General features: G+C 59.6%; 22 protein-coding genes and 2 pseudogenes. 8 read left to right on the top strand and 16 right to left on the bottom strand.

Translation table 11 applies throughout. The annotated features are described in order from the left end of the window. Window positions 1–246: 246 nt before the first annotated feature. On the top strand, window positions 247–990 hold the full coding sequence (locus tag BFR47_RS00070; RefSeq protein ID WP_071471181.1) for a DUF3108 domain-containing protein: 744 nt from the start codon (window positions 247–249) through the stop codon (window positions 988–990). Here the strand turns inward: BFR47_RS00070 and BFR47_RS00075 are convergent. From BFR47_RS00075 to BFR47_RS19345, 7 genes and pseudogenes are all read right to left on the bottom strand, one after another. Continuing rightward, the gene (locus BFR47_RS00075) at window positions 969–2,492 is read right to left on the bottom strand and encodes a GGDEF domain-containing protein (RefSeq protein ID WP_071471182.1); all 1,524 of its coding nucleotides are present in this window, start codon (window positions 2,490–2,492) and stop codon (window positions 969–971) included. The two genes, BFR47_RS00070 and BFR47_RS00075, sit on opposite strands and share 22 nt — an antisense overlap. 175 nt (window positions 2,493–2,667) lie before the next feature. Further along, window positions 2,668–3,996 carry a sigma-54-dependent transcriptional regulator gene (locus tag BFR47_RS00080; protein ID WP_071471183.1) on the bottom strand — a complete coding sequence of 443 codons (1,329 nt, stop codon included), beginning with the start codon at window positions 3,994–3,996 and terminating at the stop codon, window positions 2,668–2,670. Then, window positions 3,989–5,608, bottom strand: coding sequence for an ATP-binding protein (locus BFR47_RS00085; RefSeq protein WP_245748709.1), 1,620 nt, complete (start codon window positions 5,606–5,608; stop codon window positions 3,989–3,991). The genes BFR47_RS00080 and BFR47_RS00085 overlap by 8 nt, the downstream gene beginning before the upstream one ends. 137 nt (window positions 5,609–5,745) lie before the next feature. Further along, a complete protein-coding gene (locus BFR47_RS00090; RefSeq protein ID WP_071471185.1) occupies window positions 5,746–6,120 on the bottom strand; it encodes a DUF1850 domain-containing protein in 375 nt (124 codons plus the stop codon). Between the two features lies 1 nt (window position 6,121). Next, on the bottom strand, window positions 6,122–7,705 hold the full coding sequence (locus tag BFR47_RS00095) for a TRAP transporter permease (protein WP_245748710.1): 1,584 nt from the start codon (window positions 7,703–7,705) through the stop codon (window positions 6,122–6,124). Further along, the gene (locus tag BFR47_RS18315; protein WP_245748711.1) at window positions 7,705–8,133 is read right to left on the bottom strand and encodes a hypothetical protein; all 429 of its coding nucleotides are present in this window, start codon (window positions 8,131–8,133) and stop codon (window positions 7,705–7,707) included. The genes BFR47_RS00095 and BFR47_RS18315 overlap by 1 nt, the downstream gene beginning before the upstream one ends. Window positions 8,134–8,276: 143 nt before the next feature. Then, window positions 8,277–9,451: pseudogene (locus tag BFR47_RS19345) on the bottom strand (TAXI family TRAP transporter solute-binding subunit). 53 nt (window positions 9,452–9,504) lie between these two features. Between BFR47_RS19345 and BFR47_RS00105 the strand changes: the two are divergent. Together BFR47_RS00105 and BFR47_RS00110 are read left to right on the top strand one after the other, a co-directional pair. Further along, window positions 9,505–10,125 (top strand): energy-coupling factor ABC transporter permease, encoded by a 621-nt coding sequence (locus BFR47_RS00105; RefSeq protein WP_071471186.1) that lies wholly within the window; start codon window positions 9,505–9,507, stop codon window positions 10,123–10,125. Window positions 10,126–10,194: 69 nt separating this feature from the next. Then, window positions 10,195–10,929, top strand: coding sequence for a DsbA family protein (locus BFR47_RS00110; protein WP_071471187.1), 735 nt, complete (start codon window positions 10,195–10,197; stop codon window positions 10,927–10,929). Between the two features lie 222 nt (window positions 10,930–11,151). Here BFR47_RS00110 and ycaO read toward each other — a convergent pair whose 3' ends face one another. The 6 genes and pseudogenes from ycaO to BFR47_RS00140 all read right to left on the bottom strand — a co-directional run bounded on the left by ycaO (window position 11,152) and on the right by BFR47_RS00140 (window position 19,576). Beyond that, window positions 11,152–12,909, bottom strand: coding sequence for a 30S ribosomal protein S12 methylthiotransferase accessory factor YcaO (gene ycaO / locus BFR47_RS00115; RefSeq protein ID WP_071471188.1), 1,758 nt, complete (start codon window positions 12,907–12,909; stop codon window positions 11,152–11,154). Between the two features lie 125 nt (window positions 12,910–13,034). Then, window positions 13,035–14,138 carry an aspartate-semialdehyde dehydrogenase gene (asd, locus tag BFR47_RS00120; RefSeq protein WP_071471189.1) on the bottom strand — a complete coding sequence of 368 codons (1,104 nt, stop codon included), beginning with the start codon at window positions 14,136–14,138 and terminating at the stop codon, window positions 13,035–13,037. Between the two features lie 109 nt (window positions 14,139–14,247). Next, window positions 14,248–14,790, bottom strand: coding sequence for an MltR family transcriptional regulator (locus tag BFR47_RS00125; protein WP_071471190.1), 543 nt, complete (start codon window positions 14,788–14,790; stop codon window positions 14,248–14,250). 184 nt (window positions 14,791–14,974) lie between these two features. Continuing rightward, a pseudogene (locus tag BFR47_RS00130) lies at window positions 14,975–16,134 on the bottom strand (mannitol-1-phosphate 5-dehydrogenase). 153 nt (window positions 16,135–16,287) lie between these two features. After that, complete coding sequence (locus tag BFR47_RS00135) at window positions 16,288–18,237, bottom strand: PTS mannitol transporter subunit IICBA (protein ID WP_071471191.1); 1,950 nt, start codon at window positions 18,235–18,237, stop codon at window positions 16,288–16,290. Between the two features lie 430 nt (window positions 18,238–18,667). Beyond that, complete coding sequence (locus tag BFR47_RS00140) at window positions 18,668–19,576, bottom strand: LysO family transporter (protein WP_071471192.1); 909 nt, start codon at window positions 19,574–19,576, stop codon at window positions 18,668–18,670. Between the two features lie 395 nt (window positions 19,577–19,971). Between BFR47_RS00140 and BFR47_RS00145 the strand changes: the two genes are divergently transcribed. From BFR47_RS00145 to BFR47_RS00160, 4 genes are read left to right on the top strand one after another with little or no spacing between them, the layout of a single operon-like run. Next, window positions 19,972–20,739, top strand: a complete 768-nt coding sequence (locus BFR47_RS00145; RefSeq protein WP_071471193.1) for an ABC transporter ATP-binding protein — start codon at window positions 19,972–19,974, stop codon at window positions 20,737–20,739. Between the two features lie 55 nt (window positions 20,740–20,794). Beyond that, on the top strand, window positions 20,795–21,571 hold the full coding sequence (locus BFR47_RS00150; protein ID WP_071471194.1) for an ABC transporter substrate-binding protein: 777 nt from the start codon (window positions 20,795–20,797) through the stop codon (window positions 21,569–21,571). A gap of 48 nt (window positions 21,572–21,619) precedes the next feature. After that, window positions 21,620–22,360: an ABC transporter permease gene (locus BFR47_RS00155; RefSeq protein ID WP_071471195.1), complete on the top strand. Its 741-nt coding sequence runs from the start codon at window positions 21,620–21,622 to the stop codon at window positions 22,358–22,360. A gap of 3 nt (window positions 22,361–22,363) precedes the next feature. Next, window positions 22,364–23,056, top strand: coding sequence for an ABC transporter permease (locus tag BFR47_RS00160; protein WP_071471196.1), 693 nt, complete (start codon window positions 22,364–22,366; stop codon window positions 23,054–23,056). A 48-nt stretch (window positions 23,057–23,104) separates the two neighbouring features. Here BFR47_RS00160 and BFR47_RS00165 read toward each other — a convergent pair whose 3' ends face one another. Together BFR47_RS00165 and arsC are read right to left on the bottom strand one after the other, a co-directional pair. Then, a complete protein-coding gene (locus BFR47_RS00165) occupies window positions 23,105–23,485 on the bottom strand; it encodes a DUF2069 domain-containing protein (RefSeq protein ID WP_071471197.1) in 381 nt (126 codons plus the stop codon). Beyond that, window positions 23,485–23,832 carry an arsenate reductase (glutaredoxin) gene (gene arsC / locus BFR47_RS00170; RefSeq protein ID WP_071471198.1) on the bottom strand — a complete coding sequence of 116 codons (348 nt, stop codon included), beginning with the start codon at window positions 23,830–23,832 and terminating at the stop codon, window positions 23,485–23,487. Before arsC ends, BFR47_RS00165 begins: the two co-directional genes overlap by 1 nt. Before the next feature lie 84 nt (window positions 23,833–23,916). Between arsC and BFR47_RS00175 the strand changes: the two genes are divergently transcribed. Continuing rightward, complete coding sequence (locus tag BFR47_RS00175; protein ID WP_071471199.1) at window positions 23,917–24,405, top strand: TlpA family protein disulfide reductase; 489 nt, start codon at window positions 23,917–23,919, stop codon at window positions 24,403–24,405. On the opposite strand, the gene bepA is transcribed toward BFR47_RS00175, so the two are convergent. Beyond that, on the bottom strand, window positions 24,402–25,844 hold the full coding sequence (gene bepA, locus BFR47_RS00180; protein WP_071471200.1) for a beta-barrel assembly-enhancing protease: 1,443 nt from the start codon (window positions 25,842–25,844) through the stop codon (window positions 24,402–24,404). The genes BFR47_RS00175 and bepA overlap by 4 nt on opposite strands. Window positions 25,845–25,935: the final 91 nt, after the last annotated feature.

The raw sequence follows: 25,935 nt of genomic DNA on the forward strand, positions 1-25,935 counted from the left end.
CGCAGCCTCACCCCGGGTGGGGCGAAAAACCGACCGGCCGGCGGAAAGTGGCGCACCGATTAGGCACCGGTCAGCAATACTTTGATGAAGCGCTTGCTGCCGATGGCGGACGCCGTGAGCATGTTGCTGGCATTGCCATCCAGCCTGCCGGTGTATCCTGGGGTTTTCTTTACGGGGATTGATTGGTGTATGGTTGGCGCAGACGTTACCGGATGTTCAGGCTGAACACTGAATGAGGAAAGCCAAATGTTGAAAAAAGTCTTACTGACCCTCTGTGGCCTGATGGCAACGGGGTCTGCTGCGGCCAGGGATATCGACCATCTGCGGGCCGAATTTTCCGTATTGCTTAATGGCGATCCGACCCGGGGAGTGAATACCCTGACCATAGATCGCAACAAAGAACGCTACCATGTGCATTTTTCCCTGGCTCACTGGCTGCTGGATGTGGAGCAGAAAGCCAGCTTCAACTGGCAGGACTGTTCCGCCCGACCGGATACTTTCAGTTACCAGGCCAAGGCGGTGGGGATCCGGCGTGAAGAGCGACTGGTATTCGATCCGCAGACCGACATGGTGCTCTATCAGGGCAAGGGCGGCGACAAGCTGTTGTCGACCGAGGGCGGGGCCTTCGACTCGGTCAGCTTCTTCTTCGAGGCGCGTTGTGATCTGATGGCCGGCAAGACCACCCTGAGTTACCCGGTGGTACGGGGAGGCGAAATCAAGCAGACCACCTTCAAGGTGGTGGGCAAGGAAGTGGTTAAAACCGGTATCGGGACCTTCGACAGCCTGATCGTGGAGCGGGACAGAGGCAGCAGCAAGCGCAAGACCCGCTTCTGGGTGGCGCCGGAGCTGGATTATCAGCTGGTGCAGATCAGCCATGAGGAAAACCGTCAGCTGGCGGTCACGGTCACGCTGGACAAACTCAATTATACGCTGGTAGACAGCCCTGTGCAGCTGGCGGGCAAGGACGGTCAGCCGGTCGCCTCGGACTGAGCCAATAACGCGGGTTCGCTGCAAATGCGGCAGCGGCCCAGGTGCTTGGCCTGGTACAGGGCCTGGTCGGCGCGGATCAGCAACTGGCTGATGCCGTCCTGGGCGGTGGCCTCGGTCAGGCCGCCGCTGAAGGTAAAGCTGACCGTTCTGTCGGACAGGTACAGTGGCGTGGCTGCCACGGTATCCAGCAGACGCTGGGCCAGTTGCCGGGCCTGATCAGGCTCGGTCTCCGGCAGTATCAGTAAAAACTCCTCCCCGCCGATGCGCGCCAGCACATCGGTATCCCGTATCGTCTTGCGGCTGGTCACGGCAAAGTGGCGCAACACCTGATCACCGATGTCGTGACCATGCTGATCATTGATGCGTTTGAAAAAGTCGATATCGAGCATCACGATGCAGAAAGGGTGACGGTAACGTTGCAGATTGGCCAGTTCGGCGTGCAACCGGGTTTCGGCGGCGCGTCGGTTCGGGCACTGGGTCAGCACATCGGTCGTGGCCAGCTGCTTGAGCTGGTGGTTCAGGCTGACCAGTTCCTCATTGGCCCTGCTCATGGCCAGGCTGTGTCGTCGATTGCGCTTGAGGGTCAGCACGGTCAGGACGGCCCCCCATACCGAGCCGGTGCTTGCCAGGGTAATGATCGCCGCCAGGTTGTCCTTTTCTCTGGCCAGGCGATAAACAGGCTCGGCATCGGCGAGGGCGTGTACCCGGTAGTCCTGGCTGTCGGTGGTGTGACTGGCCAGCAACACCGGCGCATGCTGCGGGCCGAGCAGCATGACCTCGGGCAGTAACGGACTGATGCGCACAGGCAAAGGCGGGTGCAGAATTTGCGCGTTTTTCGGCTGAGGGGACCTTGCCGCACCGAGGGAATAGCCTAACCAGTCGGGATTATCCGACAGAGAAATGGTGCCGTCTGCATCGGTCACCAGCAGCTCTATCCGGTAGGTATGGTGGCTGATGTCATTGATGGTGGCGCTGATCAACAGGGTCACGGATCCATTCTTGGTGACCGGGTTGGCATGATATATCCTGGCCTGCTGTTGCCCTGGCTCGAAGGTCAGCCGGGATAGTGGATGCAGCTCGCCAGCCTGGAGACCGAGTTCCGGTAGTGGCTGATCGGTGGGGCTCTGGACCAGCACCCGCCCTTTCCGGCCCAGCAGCCAGACACCGTTCAGTCCGAAGGCGTCCCTGAACTGGTCCAGATCGGCCTGCAGGGCGGTACGCTGACGGCTATTGTTCAAAAAAAGCCGCACGCTGGACAGGGATGACAGGGTGTGGGCGATGTCCTTGACGTGCCGGCTGCCTTGTTGCAGTTCATTGATGGCAGAGGCGGTCACCTGGGTACTTTGTCGCTCCAGCTCCTGTAACTGGTTCTGAATGCGCAGATCGATCCAGTGGCGGCTGATAAACCAGCTCGACAGGGCCAGCGTCAGCAGCAGCAATAAAGTAGCGCCAAACGAGTAATGATCTTGGGGGAGCCAACGAGATATTTTGGGCAGCATCATCCATGTTCCTGCGTAGCCTCTGGGCCGGTTCTTGTTTTCTGAGCGCGTTTTCATTCTAGTCAACAAAAGCCGGCTGACGGCAATTTTCGCCGAATGGTTATCGGTTTTACGTTAAACGGTACGAGGCATCGGTAGCAAGGCGCAAGAGAAGTGACGGGATCTGCTAGCCAGAGTTCTAGCTTGGGTCCTTGATGTGCCGGTATCTGGCCAGTTTGTCGTACAGCGTTTTGCGGGGGATGCCCAGGCGTTCGGCGGCCAGGGCGACATTGTCTTCGGCTTGCTTCATGGCCGTCAGGATCAGCTGCTGCTCCAGCCGGGACAGCTGCTGTGGCAGGGTCAGATCCGGCGCTGACGGGGCGGACAGGGCGGACGGCAGCACCCCCAGCACATATTGCTCGGCATGATGGCGCAACTCACGCACATTACCGGGCCAGTCCCGGTTGAGCAGTTGCTGTATCAGGGCGGCGTCCGGCGGCGGCACATCCCGCTGGTAACGCTCTTTGGCCTGTTCGATAAAATGCAGGAACAGCAGCGGGATATCGGTTCGCCGTTCGCGCAGGGGCGGCAGCGCCAGGGTGACCACATTGAGTCGGAAATAGAGATCGGCGCGAAACAGTCCCGCGTCGCTGGCGCGTTGTAAATCGATTTTGGTGGCGGCGACGATACGGGCATCCACCTTGACCAGCTTGTTGCCGCCGAGCCGCTCCAGCGCCGATTCCTGCAATACCCGCAGCATCTTGGCCTGCAGGGCCAGCGGCATTCCTTCTATTTCATCCAGAAACAGGGTCCCGCCGTCGGCGTGCTCGATCTTGCCGATGCGGCGCTTGTTCACCCCGGTATAGGCGCCGGGTTCGGCCCCGAACATCTCGCTTTCAAAAATGGACTCGGGCAGGGCGGTACAGTTGACCGCCACCAGGTTACCCTTGCGCCCGCTGCCCTGATGCAGGCTGCGGGCCACCATTTCCTTGCCGGTGCCGGTTTCCCCCAGGATCAGCACCGAGGCCGAGGTATCGGCGATGTTGTCTATCTGGCGGCGCAGCTGCTCTATTTGCGGGGTCTGTCCCAGCAGCAGGGGCTGTCCTCTTCCCTCCGCCAGCTGGCGGCGCAGGCGGCGGTTTTCCAGTACCAGAGCCCGTTTGTCGATGGCCCGGCGCAGGCTGTGCAACAAATGCTCCGGCTCGAACGGCTTCTCGAAAAAATCCTGGGCCCCCTGATGCATGGCGGCCACCGCCATCGGGATGTCGCCATGACCGGTGAGCAGCAATACCGGCAGCTCGGCATCCCGCCGCTGAAGCTGCTGCAGCAAGGCGATGCCGTCCATGCCGGGCATGCGCACATCGGACAGTACCACCACCGGGGCTTCCGGTGGCAGGGCCTGCAGTGCCTGTTCGGCGCGGGCAAAGCCGCGGGCGGGAAGGTCCGACAGCTGCAGGGTTTGCAGCAGGGTCTGGCGGACATCGTCGTCGTCTTCGACCAGCCAGACTTCAATGGCAGTGTTATTCATCTTGGCTCCAGTTAAGGGTAAAGCAGGCTCCGCCTGAGGGTAAACTGGCTATTTCCAGCCGTCCGTCGCTGGCCTCCACCAGATCCCGGACGATGGCCAGCCCCAAACCAAGCCCCTGGCCTGCCTCCTTGGTGGAAAAAAACGGCTCTGTTACCTTGTCCAGCAATTCGGGGGCAATGCCGGGACCATTATCCCACAGGCAAAGCCGATTATCGCCCGCCGCTATGGTGATGGTCGCCGCGTCCCGGCCGATCAGGGCGTCCAGGCTGTTGCAGAGCAGATTGGCCAGGACCTGTTCCAGGGCGTGTAGTTCCATGGGCAGCGTCAGAGCTTCTACCTGTGTTTTTTCCAGCCGGATCCGTTGTTCCTCCAGCCGCGGTGACAGCCAGCTCAGTACATTGTCCAGCGCTTCGTCGAGCCGGCAGCGGCCGCGGGTCTTGCGCCGGGTGGCGGCGAACAGCTTGAGCTGCGAGGTCAGCCGGGCGATGCGATCCACCAGCCGGCCCATGGTGCCCAGGCTTTCCTCCACCTGAGGATACATGCCCCTCTGCGCCAGCATCAGGGTATTGGCCGACTGATTCTTGAGCGCGGTGAGCGGCTGGTTCACCTCGTGGGCCACGCTGGCAGCCATCTGTCCCAGCGCCGCCAGCCGGTTGATCTGGATCAGCTCATGTTGCATGGATCTGAGCCGGCCCTCGGCCTGAAAGCGTTCTTCTACCTGGCGTTCCAGTTGCCGGTTGGATGCGGCCAGCGCGGCGGTACGGGCCATCACCTTGCGCTCCAGTTCGTTCTTGGCCTTTAGCTGGGACCGAATGTAGCGCCGACGCTGGTGCCAGTAGAGCAACAGCAGGGTCAGGGCGACAATGCTGAACCCGGCCACCGCCGTCACCAGGGTGGCAGTCACCATCAGCGGCCGGCTTGGCCACCACAGTTGCAGTCGCCATTGTCGCCGGGGCAGGTAAAGCTCGCTTACCCGGTAAGGCTTGTTCTGCCAGACTGGTTGACCGTTGCGGTTGCCGAGCTCCAGGGGCGTCAGCGGCATGGGCGCGTATTGACGGGTGCGGTCGAGGCGTTGCCGGGCCTCCTGGCTGAGTGGTGTCAGGGTCTTGAACTTGAGTTCGGTGCGGGAGGCGAGGGCGATCACCTGATCCGGATCCACCACCAGCACCAGATCCCGGCCCGGCTGCCAGCTTCGCTCCAGTTCCAGCAAGGTAATCTTGGCGGCGAGAACCCCCCGGGTACCTGGTTCATGCTCCAGTTGCAGGCCGAAAAAATAACCGGGAACATGGGTAGTGGCACCGACCCCGTAAAATTCACCGAAACTGCCCCGCAGGGCATCGTGAAAGTAGGGGCGGAAGCGGTAGTTCTGGCCGATAAAGGAATGAGGCTGGCGCCAGTTGCTGGCCGCCAGCGCCGTGCCCTGAGCATCCATCAGATAAAGCGCTTCTACCCCGGTGTCGTCGGCCAGTTGTTCCAGCAACCGGTTGGCCCGGATGATGATGTCGGCATTACCCGGGCTGGCCAGAGCCTGGGTCAGTACCGGATGGGATTGCAGGGCGCGGGGAATGTTTTCGAAACGGGCCACTTCCGACTCGAGGGCGGCCCGGTACACCAGCAATTGCTGCCGGGCCCGGAGTTCCTGTTCGGCAACCTGCCGCTGCCAGCTGCTGTGCCAGATCCAGGCTAGCAGCAGACAAAACAGCAGCAGACCGAGCAGCCATAGCTGCCGTTTTTTGTAAGGATGAAGCTTCAGTGGACCTCCGGAATATCACAGGGAGTAAGAGTCACGCTGTGCCCGGGAGGCAGCCAGTGGCCGAGCGGCCGGCACAGGCCCGAATCCAGGCACAGGGTATAATCCCCAGTAAACTCGGAGCTGGCAAGGGTGACCCGCTCCAGCCACAGATTTGGTTGCCAGCGCCAGGCGCCCCGTTCCAGTCGAGCGCCGGGAGGCGGTTCCATGCCGGCCCCCGAGCCTTGCACGCTGGCTTCCGCCAGGTGCAACCGGTTGCCGGTTACCCGGTAATGTTCCTGCCAGCGCGTTTTTTCCACCGAATGGTCCCAGCTCAGGGTGATGCTGCCGGTCAGCAGCATCACGGTGGTGGTGGCGGAAGCCAGACACAGCATATCAGGCCACTGCCAGCTGGCGCTGGCGCCGAAACTGCAGCCAGTGGCGGCCGAGCAGCAGGGCGGCAAGGGCCAGACCCATTTCATCGGTAAAGGGAAGCGAGAACACCAGCAGGGCGGCGGCGGCGATGGCAATCAGGCGCTCCGTCCAGCCGAAGGGGCGCAGCCAGAAGCCGATGGCCCCCATGCCCCACAGCGATACTGCCAGCAGTGCCTTGAATACCACGAACACAGTGGCCGCCAGGCCCGCATCGCCCTGCAGCATCAGCTCGGGGGCATAGACCGCCATATAGGGCACCACGAAGCCGGCGATGGCGATCTGCAGTGAGCGCATGCCTATCCTGAGGCCGGAAGCCTTGGCGATGGGGGAGGCGGCGAAGGCGGCCAGCGCCACCGGTGGCGTCAGATCGGCCATGATGCCGAAATAGAACACGAACATGTGCGACACGATCAGCGGCACTCCCAGCTCCAGCAGCGCCGGGGCGGCGATGGAGCTGGTGATGATGTAGTTGGGAATGGTGGGAATGCCCATGCCCAGTACCAGGCAGGTGAACATGGTCAGTACCAGCGACAGCAGCAGGCTGTGCTCACCGAGCTGAATGATGTAACCCGCGACGATGGTGGCGGCACCGGTGAGGGAAATGACCCCGATGATGACCCCGACCAGGGCGCAGGCCACGCCGACCGGCAGCGCATGCAGGGCACCCTGATAGAGGGCGTTGACCACGGTACTGAGAATGTTCTGTTCACGCTTGACCAGCAGCAGCACGGTCAGGATGGCGACGATCACGAAAATGGCGGTGATGCCGAAATGGTTGAAGCTGGCACAGGCCAGACCCAGACCCACCCAGAAGGCGTAGCGCAGACCTTTGGCACCGAGGTGTCTGGCGATGCCGTTACCCATGATCAGCACCACCGTCAGCGCCAGCCCCATCATGCCGGCAAACAGCGGGGTAAAACCGGAGAACAGCATGACCACCAGCGCCACCAGCGGCAGCAGCAGATACCAGCGTTGCTTGAGCGCCGCCAGCGGGTTGGGGCACTCGGCCCTGGGCAGACCGTTGAGGCCGGCCCGGCCCGCTTCCAGATGCACCATCAGGAACACGGTAAAGAAATAAAGCACGGCGGGGATCAGTGCCGCCTTGGTGATATCCACATAGGGAACGTTGATGGTTTCGGCCATGATGAAGGCCACGGCCCCCATTACCGGCGGCATGATCTGGCCGCCCATGGAGCTGGTGGCCTCCACCGCCCCGGCGAAGTCGGCCTTGTAGCCGAACTTCTTCATCAAGGGGATGGTGAACTGTCCGGTGCTGACCACGTTGGCCACGCCGGAGCCGTTGATGGTGCCCATCATGCCGGAAGACAGCACCGACACCTTGGCCGGGCCACCGCGGGTGTGACCGACCGAGCCGATGGCCACGTCGTTGAACAGCTTGAGCATGCCGGCCTGTTCGAGGAAGGCACCGAACAGGATAAACAGGAAGATGTAGCTGGAGGACACATAGGTCGGGGTGCCGTAGATACCTTCGGTGCTGAAGGCCAGTTGCGAGACCACCTGATCCAGGCCATAGCCCCGGTGCATCAGGCGTCGGGCAGATGCTGACCGAACAGGGCATAGGCCACGAAGCTCAGGCAAATCATGGGCAGGGCCCAGCCCATCAGCCGGCGGGCGGCGTCGAACACCATCACCAGGGTGACGCTGCCGATAACCCAGTCGGCCTGGTTCATGTCCCCGGCGCGATAAACGAGGTCCGCCTCGAACCACCAATGGTAGAAGGCGAACAGCAGGGCGGTGGCTCCCAGCAGCAGGCTCCAGACCGAGGGCCGGGACAGACGCTGGCCGCGAGCACCGTAAAGCTGATACACCAGAAACAGCAGAAAGCCGACGTGCACGGCCCGTACCACCGTCGTGGACAGCGGGCTGAAGGCCGCGGTGACAATCTGGAAGATTGAAAAGGCCAGGGCGCCGTAGAAAACGAGTGCCTGGGGCCGGGATTGATTACTACTCATGTTCACTCCTCAGCCTGTACGCCGGTATGGCGTCAGGCTGCTGTTCATCGGGTGGTCATCGGGAGCGAGGGCCCGATATCATTCCTGGTTCTGATTAGGTGTAAATTGAGCTCCGGCGATGAACCGCCGGTGGCCCGGATCCGTCAGTTCAACAGACCTTTTTCCCTGTAGTAACGTTCGGCGCCCGGATGCAGCGGCAGCGGCAGTCCCTGCACGGCACCTTCTGCGGTGATGCCCTCGGCGGCACTGTGGGCATTGCGCAGGGCGGGCAGGTTTTCATAGACCTGTTTGGCCATCTGATAGGCGGTGTCGTCGGATACTTTCTCATGGGTGATCAGCAGGTTGCTGATGGCCACGGTAGGAACATCGGTGTCCTGGCCGGTATAGGTGCCGGCGGGGATCATGCTGGGGCGATAGGCGTCGTTGCCGATATTGGCTACCAGGTCGGCGGGGATGGACACGAATACCACGGGAGCATGGGAAGCCAGATCGCGGAAGGCGGCCATGCCGAGACCGGCAGACTGCAGGGTGGCGTCCAGCTGGCGGTTTTTCATCAGCTCGACCGACTCACCGAAGGGCAGGTATTCGGTGCGGGAAAAGTCGTCGTAGTTCATGCCGGCAGCCTTGAAGATGGCGCGGGCGTAAGCTCGGTGCCGGAGCGCGGCGCGCCGACCGAGATGCGTTTGCCCTTCAGATCTTCCAGGCTGGTGATGCCGCTGTCGGCCCGGGCCACGATCTGGATGTAGTTGGAATAGGTGGCGCCCACGGCCCGCAGTTTTGACAGCGGCACCTTGAAACCGGCTTCTTCCTCACCATTCCAGGCATCGGCCACGCTGTCGGCCAGGGCGAAGCCGATTTCACCGCGGCCACGTTCGAGCAGGGTCAGGTTTTCCACCGAGGCGCGGGTAGCCTGTACCTGAACCCTGGCATCGGGAATCTGCTTGCCGTACAGCTGGGAGATGGCAACCCCCAGCGGATAATAGACCCCGCTGGTGCCCCCGGTGAGCACGTTGATGAATTCGCTGGCGTGGGTGGCGGTAACGGACAACGCCAGAGAGGCGCCGAGCAGGCAGTGTTTGATGACCTTCATTGGTTGGCTTCCTTGGTTATGATTGTGCAGCATATAGGCTGCAGTTTTGATGCCAAGGTTAATGATTTGTTTTATTTGTTTAAGTTGTTGATTTTTATAGCCTCGATGATAATGAGATTCTGAATTTTCAGAATGAGGGTCACTGGCCTTCTGTTTTTTCGGAAAATAATGCGTACCAGTGGCCTCCAGGGTGAAGCGGTGCAGGTTGAAACGACGGTGTAGTATCATCGGGTGATGTTCTGTCGCTGCGGCCTTCTGAGCCGGAAAGGAGCTTGTGCTTGATGCTATTGAGTGTGCTGGTGCTGTTGATCGCCGCCTGGCGTTTTGACTGGCGGGTCTGGCTGGCGGATAAAACCCGTCAGCATCTGTGTTTTGGCGCGGCCATCGCCCTGGTACCGCTGTGGATGCTGCAGGCCGGGGTGAAGGAGGGACTGGAGGTACACTTTCTCGGCCTGACCACCCTGGCGCTGATGCTGGGCTGGCGGATGGGGCTGCTGATGGGCTCCCTGAGCCTGTTGCTGATCACCCTGTTCGGCTTCGAGACCCCTGAGGCGCTGGGCGCCAACCTGCTGCTGGGCGTGATAGTGCCGCTGACGTTCAGTTATTTCGTGTTTTTGCTGACCTACAGCTATCTGATCCGGCACCTGTTTGTCTATATCTTTGTCGCCGGCTTTTTCAATGCGGCACTGACCATTGCGGTCAAGACCCTGAGTTTTGCCGGGTATATGCTGTGGTCCGGGCAATACAACGGGCAGACGGTGATGGATAATTACCTCGGCATCCTGCCGCTGCTGCTGTTTCCGGAGGCACTGCTCAACGGCATGGCCATTACCCTGCTGGTGGTGTTTCGGCCGCAGTGGATGCGTACTTTTTTCGATCGGGACTATCTTGTCAATAAGTGAAACGGTGCTTCTGATGGTCGTGACCCTCTGGTAGTCTGCTCCCATAACCTAGTCTGAAGTGAGAAACGGATGAAACCTCTAGTATTGAACCCTCTGGCTCCCATACTGGCGCTGGGCCTGTTTGCGGCCATGCCGGCACAGGCGGACATGAGCCGGGAAGAATTCCAGAAACTGGTACGTGAAACCCTGCTGGAGCAGCCGGAGATCCTGCGTGAAGCCATTGTCAAGCTGGAAGAAAAAGACCAGCTGGCGCAACAGCAGCAGTTTGCCGATCAGTTGAAGCAGCAATCGGCGCAGCTGTTCGCCAATCACACCGATGGCGTCATGGGTAATCCCAAGGGCAAGATCGAGATGGTGTATTTCACCGACTACAACTGCCCCTATTGCCGTCGTCTGAACAAGACGCTGAACGAGGTGTTCGAGAGCGAGCCCGAGCTGAAGGTGATCGTCAAGGATATCGGTATTCTGGGTCCGGACTCGGTACAGGCAGCCCGCCTGGCGCTGGCCGCCGCCCAGGAGGCGCCCCGTCAGTATGAAGAGCTGCATCAGGCACTGATGAGCCAGCAGCGGGTGCAGACCGCCGCCCTGGCCACCATCGCCGACAAGGCCGGACTGGATGCCAAGGCACTGCAGAAGAAAGCCGACAGCAAGGACATCGCCGACAAGCTGAGTCAGAACCTGAGCCTGTTCCGCAGTCTGGGACTGAACGGCACCCCGGCGCTGGTATTCCCGGACGGTACCCTGATCCCCGGCGCCATCGACGCCGCCGGCCTCAAGGATATCCTGAAGGACAAGCAGTCCTGATTAACCACAGGAATTAGGGACTGGGGAGCAGGGACTGGATGCGTTTTTTGCCAGTCCCGTGTCCTCCATCAGCCGCCATCTTTGTCGATGGGCTGATACCAAAAGACCCGGGCCAAGGCCCGGGTCTTTTGTTGCAGGCCCCGGTTTATCGGGGCAAGGGTGGCGAATGTGGATTGATTTGCCCGGCTGACGCCGGGCCTACCATGCTAATCCCGAATCCCCTTATTTCCAGCTGGCGGCGCGCTTGGCTTTTTGCAGTTTTTCGTAGGTGGCCAGCAGCGCCTGATGGGCGGCGAAGTCCTGCAGGCTTTCGTCGGCGACGGTCAGGCCGTGGAAGCGGGCGCGGCCGTCAAGCTGCTGCCACACCTGCTCGACGGTGTCGGCACCGAACATGCTCTCGAAGGCCGAACGGTATTGGGCCGGCTCCCGTTCGTCCGACAGGTGCAGTTCCAGCGCGGCTTTCAGGCAACGGTAGTAGCGGTGGCGTTCGTCGGTAAATACGGAGGCATTGAAGCTCAGGGTCCAGTCGGCGTATTCCAGCGCGGTTTCCCGTTCGCCGGCGGCCAGTGCCAGCATGCACTTGAGCTCGCCCACGCGCAGGGTATGCCAGGCGGTGCCCTTGTTGGGGGCGATGCCGAGCAGTTCCCGGACCCGGGTAAAGTCGTCCAGTCCTTCTTCTTCCAGCTGTTCGTACAGCCCCATCAGCTGCTCGGCGTCCGCATCGCTGGCCGGCAGGCTGAGCAGGGTGGCGCGCAGGTGGGCGCCCATGCTGTTGTTGGCCAGCAGCAGATCCTCGACCGGGTAGATGTCGGACATGCCGGGCACCAGAATACGGCAGGCATAGACGCCCAGGTGCTCGTAGTCGGCGATGTACACCGGCTGCTCCAGCTGGTTGAAAATCGCCATCAGGTGATTGAACTCCTGCTCCGAGCTGCCGCTGAAGTCCCAATCGGCAAACTCATAGTCGGCCTGGTCCTTGAACATGTCCCAGCTGATCAGGCCGGAGGAATCGATGAAGTGGGTTTCCAGGTTGTGATGATCGGCTACTTCGTCATCCTCGAAGGACGGCGGCACGAACACGTCCAGATCCTTCAGGCTGCGGCCCTGCAGCAATTCGGTGACGGTACGCTCCAGCGCCACTTCGAAACGCGGGTGGGCGCCGAAGGAGGCGAAACAGGTGCTGTTGCTCGGGTTGAACAGCACCACGCAGATCACCGGGTATTCGCCACCCAGAGAGGCGTCGAAGGCGTGAATGGGGAACCCTTCCGCTTCCAGCGCCGCGATGGACTGCTGGATATGCGGGTAGCGGGCCATCACCTCGGCCGGAATGGTCGGCAGGCTGATACGCTCACTGATGATGCGGTTCTTGATATGGCGCTCGAACACCTCGGACAGGCCCTGGGTACGGGCTTCGGTGCGGGTGTTGCCGGCGCTCATGCCGTTGGACACGTAGAGGTTGCCGACGATGTTCATCGGAATATAGACGGTCTGGTTGTCACCCTGACGCTCGAAGGGCAGGGCGCAGATGCCGCGTTCTTCGTTACCGGACTGCAGGTCGATCAGCATGTCGGCGGTCACTTCGCCGTCCGGATCGTAGAAGCCGCGGGTATAGTCGTCGAGCAGGCCGGCGGGCAGGCTGTTGTCCGCGGGCAGCGAGAACCACTTTTCGTTGGGGTAATGCACGAAGTCGCCTTCGGCAATATCCTGGCCCAGGTAGAAGTCGGCGAAGAAGTAGTTGGTGGCCAGACGCTCGAAGTATTCTCCCAGGGCCGAGGCCAGGGCCGCTTTTTTGCTGGCACCCTTGCCGTTGGTGAAGCACAGCGGGCAGTCCTTGTCGCGGATATGTACCGACCACACATTGGGTACCGGGTTGAGCCAGGAGGCCTCCTCGATATCAAAGCCCAGGGTGTTCAGCTGCTGCTGAAAATAGCTGATTGAATCCTCTAGCGCGGCGTCTTTGCTGGGGATAAAGGTTTTCATGGGGAATCCTTGGGTGTGATCGGCAAAAAGGGGGCAGATCCTAACCCGAGCGCAGAAATTGAACAAGTGGAAACGAAAAAGCCCGCCGGGTGGCGGGCTTTGGCATATCCAAACCGGTATGACGCTTACGGCAGCAGGTGCAGCATGCGGCGCAGGGGCTCGGCGGCACCCCACAGCAGCTGGTCACCCACGGTAAAGGCAGACAGGTATTGCGGGCCCATGTTCAGCTTGCGCAGACGGCCGACCGGTACACTCAAAGTGCCGGTGACGGCGGCCGGGGTCAGCTCCTCCATCGAGCGCTGGCGATCGTTGGGAATCACCTTGACCCAGTCGTTGTGGCCGGCCAGCAACTGCTCGATCTCGGGAATGGAGATGTCCTGCTTCAGCTTGATGGTAAAGGACTGGCTGTGGCAGCGCAGGGCACCGACGCGCACGCAGAGACCGTCGACCGGAATGGCCTGCTCGATGCCGAGGATCTTGTTGGTCTCGGCCTGACCCTTCCACTCTTCGCGGCTCTGGCCGTTTTCCAGCTGGGAGTCGATCCAGGGGATCAGGCTGCCGGCCAGAGGAACACCGAAGTTGTCCACCGGCAGGTCGCCGCTGCGGGTTTTTTCGGTGACCTTGCGTTCCAGCTCGAGAATGGCGGAAGCCGGATCGGCCAGCTCTTCGGCCACTTCGTCGCGCAGCATGCCCATCTGGGTGATCAGCTCGCGCATGTGACGGGCGCCGCCACCGGAGGCCGCCTGATAGGTGGACACAGCGACCCACTCGACCAGATCCTTTTCGAACAGGCCGCCCAGCGCCATCAGCATCAGGCTGACGGTGCAGTTGCCGCCAACGAAGGTCTTGGTGCCATTGTCCAGCGCCTGCTGAATCTGCTGGCCGTTGACCGGATCCAGCACGATGAGTGCTTCGTCATCCATGCGCAGGGAGGAGGCGGCGTCGATCCAGTAGCCGTTCCAGCCGGCGGCGCGCAGTTTGGGATAGACTTCCTTGGTATAGTCGCCGCCCTGACAGGTCAGTACCACATCCAGCGCCTTGAGCGCGTCGATGTCATAGGCATTCTGCAGGGTGCCGGCGTCTTTGCCGAAGTCGGGGGCAGGCTGGCCAGCCTGGGAAGTGGTGAAAAACACCGGGTCGATACGGGTGAAATCCCCTTCTTCTACCATGCGGCTCATCAATACCGAGCCCACCATACCGCGCCAGCCGACCAGACCTACTTTTTTCATAATCAAATGTCCTTCCCTTGGAAGTGAGTAAACAAAATGCCTACCTCACAATACTGATTGAGCGCAAAGGTGCAAGGGGCAATCGGATATAAGGTAGGGATTTCTGGCGTTAACCGCCGGCAAGCAGGGGGTGGCTGCGCATCATGTCATTGCAGGCGTCAACCACGGCCAGGACCATGGCCGAACGGATGATCTGCTCCTGTCGGGCCTGCTGCATCTGATAGAGGCTGGGGTCCAGATCCATCACTGGGGCCGGCATGGCGAAGGGCTGCACCTCCATGTTGGCAACCATATGCAGTGCCTTGAGCGGCTCCGTGATCTCCGGATCCATCATGCGGTATTCATGGCCCTGACGGTTGAGAAAATCGCGTAGCCCAATCAACCGCTCGATATCCTGATACAGGGGCTGGGTGATGACCCCCAGGCCATAGACCAGTTTGAGGCGAACATTCAAATCGGCCAGTGGTCCCATGCTGCCGAGCAGGGGTTCGACGGCATACTTGACGGCGTAATCGTCCTTGCGGAAAACCTTCTGTATCAGGTTGTCCAGCATGTTGTCGAATACGTCCACCATGGCGATGACAAATCCCCTGGCACTGGGGGCCTGGTTCAGGTGTTCGAAGATCTTGGCTTCCTGATCACGGCTTATCATGCACGTTGACTCTTGCTGCTAAACATTGATGACACTAATGACGGCACCTTGATTCAGATGCCGGATGCAGATAGCTCGTCCATGAGCGTGCGGCTGCGCCGCCGACCGTTATGAATGGCGGCAATGCCGGAGCGGCAGGCGTACCTTTCGGGCCTGCCGCAGCAGTATCAGGCTCCCTGACTTGTTATGCAGTCTGGTTTTTCAACTGCTGATAGAGTTCTTCTATCCGAGCGGCAACCGCACTGTCTGAATCGAGACCGGTATAGTGGGCCAGGGTCGCACGCAGTCCTTGTTGCGCCAGCATCTGCTGCAGTTCTGCCGCCTGCGGATCCGCGTCGTTTTGGTAAAAAAACGCCGCCGCGATGCCTTTTAACAGATTTTCGTTGCCGATGCCATATTCCAGGGTACCCAGCAGCGGTTGATCAGCCGGTCATTGGCACCCAGCTTGCGAATGGGCTGGCGGCCGACCCGGTCGATTTCATCCACCAGGTGGGGGTTGGCAAAGCGGCCGAGAATTTTCTCTATGTAAGCCTGATGTTGCTCCTGGTCAAAACCATAACGCTTGACCAGCACGGCGCCGCTTTCCTGCATGGCCGCCTTGACCTGGGTACGGATATCCGGGTCTGCGATGGCCTCGCCGATGGTGCGATAGCCAGCCAGGGCGCCGAGATAGGCGGTAATGATATGGCCGGTATTGAGGGTAAACAGCTTGCGCTCGACAAAGGCCATCAGGTTGTCTGTCGGCTCCATGCCGGCGATATCGGGGAGCTCACCCTTGAACTGGGTCTGGTCCACGATCCATTCGCTGAAGGTCTCTACCGTCACCGCCAGTGGATCCGAGGTATCGGTCGAGGGAGGCACGATGCGGTCTACCGCCGAGTCGACAAAGCCCACATGACGTTCCAGTTCGGTCTGATATTGCGCGGGCAGGTGCTTGAGCACTTCGGCTTTCAGGAAGCTGGTTCCGCGCACCTGATTTTCGCAGGCGATGATATTGAGCGGTTGCTGGTTGCCCTGCTCGAAACGCTGTTGCAGGCCGGTGGCCAGGGTTTTGGCGATCAGGGTCAGCACGGTCGGACCGACGGCGGTGGTGATGAGATCGGTGCCGGCAATCAGCTCGAGCAGCTCGGGACGGGTGGAGTCGATGGCATCCACGCCGGTCACGATGTCGGTACGGACTTCGCTGCCGACGATGTGCACCGGATAGCTGTGGCGGTTTTGCAGTTCGCTGATCAGTTGCTGGTTGACATCGGCAAAGGTGACTTCGATGCCGGAATCGGCCAGCAGTTTGCCGATGAAGCCCCGGCCGATATTGCCGGCGCCAAAATGGATAGCGGTTGTCATTGGTTCACCTGTTGAAAAGAGGCACTGGGCCTCGAGTTACTACAAGTCTGGAATGTTGTGCCGGGTGGCAAAAAGGCCGGATATGCCATTGCTGGCATATCACGGTTGGTGCTGAGGCTCCTTTCTACTTGCTCACCCGGAAATCAGCCAGAATCAAGCCGGGTTGAGTGCCTTCAGTACTTCGTCCACGTTCTGGGTGGATGCCAGGCGGGCAATGATGTCATCCTCGTCGAGGGCGCCGGTAATGGCCGCAATGACGTCGAGGTGTTCATTGTTGCGGGCGGCGATGGCGATCACCAGCTTGGCGATGTCATCGGCGTCGTCACCGAACTTCACACCCTGCGGGTACTGACAGATGATGACCCCGGTCTTTTTCACTGAATCCTTGGCTTCCACGGTGCCGTGGGGCACGGCGATGGACTCACCCAGATAGGTGGAGGTGATTTTTTCCCGGGCCAGCATGGCATCCACGTAGTCCGGCTCCACGTAACCCCCTTTCACCAGCTGTTCGCCGGCGAAGCGGATGGCTTCTTCCTTGCTTGCGGCGCTCAGTCCCAGGTGAATGTTGTCTGCCTTCAGCCTGAAGGGGGCGCTGCTGTCCTGCTCTGCCGTCTCGGCAGCGGCGGGTGCTGCGGCGGGAGCTGGAGTTGCGGCAGGGGCTGCTGCGGCCGGAGCCGGTTCAGCGGCGGCCGGGGCGTTTGCCTGACTCAACCGGGCGACCAGATTGTCGTACAGGCTGCCGTCGAGGAAGTTGTTGAGCGAGATATGCTCGGCCTGGGGGGCGTGACGACGTGCACGGTCGGTGAGATCCTTGTGGGTCAGCACGATATCGACGCTGTCGTCCAGGTTGTTGATCGCCAGGTTGCTGACCGAGATACCGAGTCCGGCCGCCGCCACTTTCTTGGACAGCATGCTGGCAGCCATGGCGCTGGAACCCATACCCGCATCGCAGGCAACGATAATCTTGCGTACCGCAGCCGGATCCTTGGTGATGGCTGGTGCGGCGGACTGTCCCTTGCTTTCGGCTTTCATCGCCTGCATGCGGGCGGCGGCGGCTTCCAGCTCATCTTCGCTGCCTTCTTCCTGGCGCTGGGTTTTCATCAGCAGTGCAGCGATGACGAAAGAGACGGCGGTTGAGGCCAGGATGGCCAGCGCAACCCCCATGTGGGCGCCCTTCGGAGTCATCAGCATCACCGCGAAGATGGAGCCGGGGGAGGCGGGTGCCTGCAGACCGGCGTTGAACATGGTCAGGGTAAAGACCCCGGTCATGCCACCGGCGATGACGGCCAGCAACAGGCGAGGGTTCATCAGCACATAGGGGAAGTAGATTTCGTGAATACCGCCGAAGAAGTGGATGATGGAGGCACCGGCGGCGGACTGTTTGGCATTACCACGACCGAACAGGGTATAAGCCAGCAGTACACCCATACCCGGACCCGGGTTGGCTTCGATCAGGAAGAAGATGGACTGACCGAATTCACTGGCCTGCTGGATACCGAGCGGGGTGAAGATACCGTGGTTGATGGCGTTGTTCAGGAACAGGATCTTGGCCACTTCCACGAAGATGGACGTCAGCGGCAACAGACCCGCATCCACCAGCATGCCGACACCGGACGCCAGGGCGACTGACAGCAGCTTGACCAGAGGACCGATCAACAGATAGGCGATAATGGCACAGATCATACCGATGATGCCGGCGGAGAAGTTGTTGACCAACATCTCGAAGCCGCTTTTCACCTTGCCGTGAATCGCCTTGTCGAAGTGCTTGATGGCCCAGCCGCCGGCGGGGCCGACGATCATGGCGCCCATAAACATGGGTATGTCAGTACCCACTATCACACCCATGGTAGTAATGGCACCGACCACGGCACCCCGATCGCCACCCACCAGCTTACCACCGGTATAACCGATCAGCAGCGGCAGCAGATAGGTGATCATGGGGCCGACCATGTTGGCCAGGGTTTCGTTCGGCAGCCAGCCGGTAGGAATAAAGAGGGCGGTGATAAAGCCCCAGGCGATGAAAGCGCCGATATTGGGCATCACCATGTTGGACAGGAAACGTCCAAAGTTCTGAATTTTGATTTTGCTGTTTTGGGATAACATAAACAACCCCGTCTGATGCGTGTCAGTTCGATGTTCGGCAGGCGACAAGATCGCCCGGTTCTTGAGTTCGAAAGAAATGTAACACTTTTGGGGAAATTCGGATCCAGGGAGCTGTTTATCGAGATCTACATCTCACTTTGACTGCTTTATCGCAAGATTAAATGTGATGTTTGTCACATTTAAGCGCTGTATTTTTACGAATTCTGGCCGGATTTGCGGAGAATATGAAAATTTATGTGATTTCTGTCACGTTTTTCGCTGTGTGCTTGGCTTTGTTATGTGTGATGTTTATCACATTATAGTGAAATTCCTCTCTGCGGCAGACAGAGAAAGGTGACCCAGGTCACCTTTGAAGAGGCTGGGAGGTGAAATGTTTCCGATTTGTTTCCGGGTTGTGTTGCTTTGTTTTCCGTGAGGTTGCGGGGCGGCGTCAGGTATTCACCGATAAAAATCCCAGGATCAGCACCGGGCCGGCGAGGCTGAGGATAAAGCCGGAGACGATGGCGACCGGCACCACGGCGACGCCGCCGGAGCGCTGCAAGACCGGCAGGGTAAAGTCCATGGCGGTGGCGCCACCGTAGCCGATGGCGCAGGAGGGATGACGGCGCATCAGGGTCGGGATCAGGAGAATGGCGACCAGCTCCCGGGCCAGGTCGTTGAGGAAGGCGGCGCTGCCCAGTACCGGGCCCAGCTGATCGCTGATCAGGATGCCGGACAGGGAATACCAGCCATAGCCGGATGAAAAGGCCAGGCCGTGGCTCAGCGGCATGTCCAGCAGCCAGGCGCCGGCCAGGCCGCCCCCCCAGGAGCTGACCATCACCACCAGGGCGATGGTCAGCCCCCAGGGGTTGAGCAGGATCTGGCGCAGTTTCATGCCGGAGTTGCGCAGCTGTATGCCGATCAGCAGCAGCAGCAGCATCAGTGCCCATTCACTGAGGGTGTCGACCATGAACCATTCGGGATCGAGAAACTGTCCCAGCATGACCCCGGCCAGAATCACCAGGCAGAGTTTCACGGAATCCAGCAACAGTGACCATTTGCTGATGACCGGCGCACCTCGTTCGCCAACGATACGGCCGCGTCGCACGTCCAGCAGCCACAGCCCGGCCAGGTTGGCAAGGGTAATGCAGGTGAGAAAGACCAGACAGACGGTGAAAATGGTGCCCAGATGGGCGGCCAGATTATCGACAAAGGCCAGGCTGATGCCCATCAGAAACAGGATCAGGTAGACCATGCGTGCCACCGATACATTGATGAAATGCAGGATCGACTGGGAACGGCAGGGAATGCAATAGCCGAGCGCCAGGGGCAACAACACGATGAGTAAGCCGGAGTACATAGAGTTATCTTCCAATTTATTGATTAAGCTGGTTTTTTAACCGCCATATTCCATTGGCGACAGCATACGTGAGCTGAAATGGAAAAAAAAGCCGAAAGTTTGTGCGGTATTTTTTTCAAAGAGGAGCCGGCATATCGAACTGGATCGGCGTCAATGGGGGGAGAGAAGGCGTGGTGTAAAAACGGAAGGTTGATAATTTATTCGATATTTTTGCATAACATTATACTGTTAATGGTAGGTTATCGTGTATAAAAAACCGACTAATGCGGTAATGATAAGGGGATTATGTTGTTATTGACGCAAACTGATGGTAGTTTTCTTGCAGCGGTTAACAAGCTGTTAACCATGGATGCATACATGCCGCCTTGTCGGCATCGGGAACAAGGGTCTAACGGATGAGTAAAGCCGCCCTGGAAGTGTCGGGCCTGCACAAACATTATGGCTCGCTGGAAGTACTGAAAGGTATCGATTTAAGCGCCGTCAAGGGCGACGTTATTTCCATCATCGGTTCTTCCGGCTCCGGCAAGTCCACTTTTTTACGCTGTATCAACCTGCTGGAAACCCCCTCGGCGGGTGAGGTGCGGGTGCACGGCGAACTGATTGAAATGCGCACCAGCAAGTCAGGCGAACGTGAGCCGGTCAGCATGCGTCAGGTAGAGCGTATCCGCTCCCGTCTGGCCATGGTGTTCCAGAGTTTCAATCTTTGGTCTCATATGACTATATTAGAGAACATCATCGAGGTGCCGGTGCATGTACTCAAGGCGCCGAAAAAAGAGGCCATTGAAAAGGCCGAGGCGTTGCTGCAGAAAGTCGGGCTCTATGAGCGGCGGGAATATTATCCGGGCCATCTGTCCGGTGGTCAGCAGCAGCGGGCGGCCATCGCCCGGGCGTTGGCAGTCGATCCCGAGGTGATGTTGTTTGACGAACCCACTTCGGCACTGGATCCGGAACTGGTCGGTGAAGTGCTGGGCGTGATGCGGGGTCTGGCAGAGGAAGGCCGGACCATGCTGGTCGTGACCCATGAAATGAGTTTTGCCCGGGATGTGTCCAACAAGGTCATGTTCCTGCATCAGGGCGTGGTGGAAGAGCAGGGCGATCCGAAACAGGTCTTTGCCAACCCCAGCTCGGAACGGTTCAAGCAATTCATTTCGTCGGTTTATTGAGAGCAGTAAGCAATAATTAACTGATATACAAGACGTTTCACAAGGAGTAAGACTTATGAAAAAACTGTTGGTTGCGGGGGCCATCATGGCCAGCCTGGCGGCAGGCGCGGTTCAGGCAAAGGAATGGAAAACCGTACGTTTTGGTATTGAGGGTGCTTATCCTCCATTTTCCTGGACCGATGAAAACGGCGAGCTGCAGGGCTTTGACGTGGACATGGCCAATGCCCTGTGCGAACAGATGCAGGTGAAGTGCGAGCTGGTGGCCCAAGACTGGGATGGCATTATTCCTGCGCTGCTGGCGCGTAAATACGACGCCATTATCGCCGCCATGTCGATCACCGAAGAGCGCAAGCGCACCGTGGATTTCACCGGTAAATATGCACTGGTGCCCAACAAGTTCGTGGCCAAAAAAGGCGCCGCGTTCGAGCTGAGCAAGGAAGGTCTTGAAGGCAAGCGGGTTGGGGTACAGATAGCCACCACTCACGACAAGTATCTGACCGACAATTTCGGCAGGGATGTTTCGCTGGTGCGCTACGGTAACGCCGATGAAGCCTATCTGGATCTGAAGTCCGGCCGTATCGATTACGTCTTCCTGGATGCAACCGCCATCGAGGAAGGTCTGCTGAACAAGGACGGTGGTGATCAGTTCGAGTTCGTTGGCCCTTCGGTGACCGATGAGCAGTGGTTTGGCGAAGGCTTCGGTATTGCGGTTCGCAAGCAGGATCAGCAGCTGAAAAACATGCTGAACAAGGCCATTCAGGATGTGCGCGAAAACGGCAAGTATCAGGAAGTGAACGACAAGTACTTCGAATACGACGTTTACGGCGGTTAATCAGCGTTTATCGGCCCCGTATTGGGGCCGATATGATAGGAAGTCGTTATGCTGGATCTGAAAGGATACGAAAGTGCCCTGATGGAAGGGGCGGGGGTGACCATACAGGTTGCCTTGTTGTCATTGCTGCTGGCGGTGACCCTGGGTCTGCTGGGGGCATTGGCCAAACTCTCATCATTCAAACCTGCCCGCTGGCTGGCCACCGGCTACACCACCGTGATCCGGGGCATTCCCGATCTGGTGCTGATGATGCTGATTTTCTTCGGCGGTCAGGTGCTGCTCAACAATTCACTCTATTCACTCAACGAAACGCTCAATGCCTGGATAGGCGGCGGCGACCCCGCCCACGAGTGGATCAGTTATGTGCCCGATTATGTGGAAATCAGCCCTTTCATGGCGGGCATCATCACCATCGGTTTCATCTTCGGCGCCTACATGACCGAAACCTTCCGCGGTGCCATTCTGTCGGTGGACAAGGGCGAGCTGGAAGCGGCCCGGGCCTATGGCATGAACTCGTTGCTGGTGTTTCGCCGTATCCTGTTCCCGCAGATGATGCGCCATGCCCTGCCGGGGCTGGGCAACAACTGGCTGGTGCTGCTCAAGACCACGGCGCTGGTGTCCATCATCGGGCTGGATGACATGGTGCGCAAGGCGTCGCTGGCGGCGGGTGCCACCCAGTTGCCCTTTACCTTTTACATGGCGGTGGCGGTGATCTTCCTGTTGTTCACCACCCTGTCTACCTCCATGCTCAAATGGGCAGAACGTCATTACGCCATTCAGACGAGGTAATAAATGGATTTTTCAATAGTCGTTAATGAATGGACGGTCTACTGGCAGGGACTTTATACCACCCTGTTTCTGGTGGTCATTTCGCTGTTGCTCGGACTGGCCATTGCCGTCCCTGTCGGCATTTTTCGCAACAGCGATAACTGGCTGATCAAGGGACCGGCCTGGGCTTATGTCTATTTTTTCCGTGGCACTCCGCTGTTGGTGCAGCTGTTTCTGATCTACTACGGGGCCGGGCAGTGGACCTGGTTGCGGGAGTCGGCGGCCTGGGAGCTGTTCAGCCAGGCCTGGTTCTGCGCCATTCTGGCCTTTACCCTCAATACCGGCGCCTATACCGCGGAGATCATCCGTGGCTCCATCAACGCCATGCCCAAGGGACAGATTGAAGCGGCTTACGCCTATGGCATGAGCAAGATGACGACGCTGCGGCGGATCATTCTGCCCAACTCGTTTCGCCGGGCCCTGCCGGCCTACAGCAACGAGGTGATCTTCATGCTGCACGGCTCGGCGGTAGCCGGGGTTATCACCATCGTGGATCTGACCGGGGCGGCGCGTATCGTCAACTCGCGTTACTACTCGCCCTTCGAGGCCTTTCTGGCGGCGGGCCTGGTGTACATGTGCCTGACCTTCCTGCTGGTCTGGGGTTTCCGCCGGCTGGAGAACCGCTGGTTCCGTCACCTCAAGCCCAGAACGGTGTAAATACCTGAATGGGAACGGGGCCGGGGGATAACCCCGGTCCCTTTTTCTTTACTCGGCGTCTTTCTTCCTGCGAATACTCAAGCCCAGCTCGCGGCCACGCAGCTTGGCGTAGTAGGTGTTGCCCACGAACATGGTACTGGCCAGCAGCAGCTCGACCACCGCCAGCCAGCGTTCGCCTTCGTCCACCCACAGCAGGGTGGCGGAGTGCAGAAAATACGGCATCAGCAGATAAACGGCCCAGGCGTGGGTATAGGGGTTACCCTGAACCATACCCTTGACGGGGATCAGCAGCCAGGGCAGCCAGAGGGCCAGCATGAAGCCGATGCCGAGATCGGGATGCGGAGAGATCAGGGTGTGCCAGAGTACCACCCAGAGCATGAGGCCAAAGTAGCCGGTCAGTGCCAGCAGGCGAGCCAGTCGAGTGGTCATCACAGAATATCCAGCACCTGCTCGGGCGGGCGACCCAGGGCAGCTTGGTTGTTGTTGACCACGATGGGGCGTTCGATCAGCCTGGGGTGCGCCACCATGGCGGCGATCAGAGCCTCTTCATCCTGTACTTCGCCCAGTCCCAGTTCCTTGTATTCCTGCTCCTTGGTACGCATCAGCTGCCGGGCCGAACTCATGCCCAGCTGTGCCAGCAGGGTCTTGACCTGATCCGCGTCGGGCGGGGTGTCGAGATATTTGATAATCTCGGGCTGCAGTCCTTTTTCTTCCAGCAGGGCGAGGGTTTCCCGGCTCTTGGAACAGCGGGGGTTATGATAGATTCGTAGGCTCATTCTGAACTCCTGTGACGATGTGATCGGCATGTGCGAGTGATAGTCCGGGTGATTGTATAAAAGCTGGTGTGGAGGGTACAGCATATGGGCAGGCTTAAGGCCTTGTTTTTGGCGGCATGGTGTTTGGCGACGACACTGCTGGCAGGATGCGGCGATCCGGCAACCCTGACGTTATCGGATGGGGAACGTCGCGAGTTGAGTGATTACCGGGGCCGGTGGCTGGTGGTGAACTACTTTGCCGAATGGTGCGCCCCCTGCCTGCGGGAGATGCCGTTGTTGAATGAGTTGAATGAGTTGAATGAGCTGAACGAACAGCACAACGCCGAAGGGCCCGTGGTGCTGGCGGTCAGCTTCGATGCCTTGCCCGCTGCGGAGCTGGAGCGCCTGAAGACGGATTACCGGATGACGATGCCGGTGGCCGCCAGTCTGGAAGGCCCCTGGCCGTTCGAAACCCCGCGGATGCTGCCGACCACCCTGGTGCTCGATCCCCGGGGCAAGCTGGTCGACCGTCACCAGGGCGAGCTGAAAGCGGAAGATCTGGCCCGCTGGCAGGATATCTATTGGGGGGATTAGTTTCTCAACGCATCCCATTCTTTCTGCTGCTGGCGTAGTTGCTCCAGTCGGGCCCCGAGGCGGGCGCGTTGCATGGCGTCCCTGGACAGGTTGGCGGCAATTTCCATCTGATCCACCGCCATATCGTAACGCCCTTTCAGGGCGGCCACCTCGGCCTGGGCCTGGCGGAAGGAGGACTCGTCGCTCAGGGGTCGATAGGACTGGGCGATCAGCTCCCAGGCCAGCAGGTTGTCGGGATAGCGGCGCAGGTAGTTGTCGAGCAGGGTGGCCGCCTGCTGATGACGGCCCGCCTGCAGCAGGCTGTCGGCCAGGTTGATCATCACGACCGGGTTGTCGGGCAACCGCTTTTGAGCTGCCTGTAACCGGGCGATGGCGGCATCAAAGCGGCCTTCGGCATTATCCAGGTCGGTCTGGGCGTCGAGAATGAAGATGTTGTTGCCGTGGCGACTGGCCAGATCGTTCAGCAGGGGCCGGGCCTGATCGTATTCATTGATGTTCAGCAGGGCCAGCGCCTGGCCATAGCGGGCGGCATCGGTTTGCCAGTCGCCGTCCCGAGCGGCCTCCTGTTCGAAGAAACGGTGCAGCTCAGTGGCGCTGGATTGCTGAAACCGCACCATGACTCTGGCCTTGGCCAGTTGAAAATTCAGGCTGGGCGGGTAGACTTTGGCCGGGTACTCCTGGGCACGGCTGCGCGCCTCGGCGATGCGGCTGCTGGGGAGCGGGTGGGTCAGCAACATGGGGGGCGGTGTGCTGGCGAACTGGTATTGTTCGGCCAGTTTCTGAAAAAAGCCGGCCATGGCATTGGGATCGAAGCCGGCGTTGTGCAGCAGGCGCAGGCCTATGCGATCCGCTTCAAACTCGTTATCCCGGGTATAGTTGATAGCCGACTGCATCTTCAGGCCCAGGGTGGTCTGCAGGGCCGCCATGCCGGCCTGGGGGTTGACCACCGCCAGCGCCACCGAGCCCACCAGCCCCGCTATGGTAAGCGGAGTGCTGCGGGACTGGGATTCCAGATAGCGGGCGATATGGCGCTGGGTAACGTGGGTAATTTCGTGGGCCACCACCGAGGCCAGCTCGCTTTCGCTGGCGGCTTTGAGAAACAGTCCCGAATGAAGTTGTATTACACCGCCGAGGAAGGCACTGGCGTTGATGTCGTCGTCACGGATCAACAGGAACCGGAACGGGAATCGTACCGAATCGGCCTGGGACAACAGCCTGAGCCCAAGATCGGTGACGTATTCGTTGAGCACAGGATCGTCGATCACCGGCTGGTTGGCCCGGGCAAAACGGGTAAAAGCCTGGCCAAACTGAACTTCCCGCTCCACCGACATGGCGCTGACTCCGGCGGTACCGATGTCGGGCAGGTTGTTGGCGGCCTGCGGCGAGGTGATCGTCAGCAGCGATAATACCAGCGCCAGCCTGGTGACATGAAAACCCATTCTGATTAACCTTCTTGATGGTGCACTGCCAGCAGAATACTCGCCCCAATAAGGGGGAACAAGCATTGTTTGGTAGCCACAACAAAGGGAT

The sequence above is a fragment of the Oceanisphaera psychrotolerans genome (genome assembly GCF_001870485.1).
In the GTDB taxonomy this organism is placed as follows: domain Bacteria; phylum Pseudomonadota; class Gammaproteobacteria; order Enterobacterales; family Aeromonadaceae; genus Oceanimonas; species Oceanimonas psychrotolerans.

Bases quoted from the DNA above. Each gene is read 5' to 3' on its own strand.
- BFR47_RS00070 (WP_071471181.1), top strand. From the start codon at position 247: ATGTTGAAAAAAGTCTTACTGACCCTCTGTGGCCTGATGGCAACGGGG.
- BFR47_RS00075 (WP_071471182.1), bottom strand. From the start codon at position 2,492: ATGATGCTGCCCAAAATATCTCGTTGGCTCCCCCAAGATCATTACTCG.
- BFR47_RS00080 (WP_071471183.1), bottom strand. From the start codon at position 3,996: ATGAATAACACTGCCATTGAAGTCTGGCTGGTCGAAGACGACGACGAT.
- BFR47_RS00090 (WP_071471185.1), bottom strand. From the start codon at position 6,120: ATGCTGTGTCTGGCTTCCGCCACCACCACCGTGATGCTGCTGACCGGC.
- BFR47_RS00095 (WP_245748710.1), bottom strand. From the start codon at position 7,705: ATGCACCGGGGCTATGGCCTGGATCAGGTGGTCTCGCAACTGGCCTTC.
- BFR47_RS18315 (WP_245748711.1), bottom strand. From the start codon at position 8,133: ATGAGTAGTAATCAATCCCGGCCCCAGGCACTCGTTTTCTACGGCGCC.
- BFR47_RS00105 (WP_071471186.1), top strand. From the start codon at position 9,505: ATGCTATTGAGTGTGCTGGTGCTGTTGATCGCCGCCTGGCGTTTTGAC.
- BFR47_RS00110 (WP_071471187.1), top strand. From the start codon at position 10,195: ATGAAACCTCTAGTATTGAACCCTCTGGCTCCCATACTGGCGCTGGGC.
- ycaO (WP_071471188.1), bottom strand. From the start codon at position 12,909: ATGAAAACCTTTATCCCCAGCAAAGACGCCGCGCTAGAGGATTCAATC.
- asd (WP_071471189.1), bottom strand. From the start codon at position 14,138: ATGAAAAAAGTAGGTCTGGTCGGCTGGCGCGGTATGGTGGGCTCGGTA.
- BFR47_RS00125 (WP_071471190.1), bottom strand. From the start codon at position 14,790: ATGATAAGCCGTGATCAGGAAGCCAAGATCTTCGAACACCTGAACCAG.
- BFR47_RS00135 (WP_071471191.1), bottom strand. From the start codon at position 18,237: ATGTTATCCCAAAACAGCAAAATCAAAATTCAGAACTTTGGACGTTTC.
- BFR47_RS00140 (WP_071471192.1), bottom strand. From the start codon at position 19,576: ATGTACTCCGGCTTACTCATCGTGTTGTTGCCCCTGGCGCTCGGCTAT.
- BFR47_RS00145 (WP_071471193.1), top strand. From the start codon at position 19,972: ATGAGTAAAGCCGCCCTGGAAGTGTCGGGCCTGCACAAACATTATGGC.
- BFR47_RS00150 (WP_071471194.1), top strand. From the start codon at position 20,795: ATGAAAAAACTGTTGGTTGCGGGGGCCATCATGGCCAGCCTGGCGGCA.
- BFR47_RS00155 (WP_071471195.1), top strand. From the start codon at position 21,620: ATGCTGGATCTGAAAGGATACGAAAGTGCCCTGATGGAAGGGGCGGGG.
- BFR47_RS00160 (WP_071471196.1), top strand. From the start codon at position 22,364: ATGGATTTTTCAATAGTCGTTAATGAATGGACGGTCTACTGGCAGGGA.
- BFR47_RS00165 (WP_071471197.1), bottom strand. From the start codon at position 23,485: ATGACCACTCGACTGGCTCGCCTGCTGGCACTGACCGGCTACTTTGGC.
- arsC (WP_071471198.1), bottom strand. From the start codon at position 23,832: ATGAGCCTACGAATCTATCATAACCCCCGCTGTTCCAAGAGCCGGGAA.
- BFR47_RS00175 (WP_071471199.1), top strand. From the start codon at position 23,917: ATGGGCAGGCTTAAGGCCTTGTTTTTGGCGGCATGGTGTTTGGCGACG.
- bepA (WP_071471200.1), bottom strand. From the start codon at position 25,844: ATGGGTTTTCATGTCACCAGGCTGGCGCTGGTATTATCGCTGCTGACG.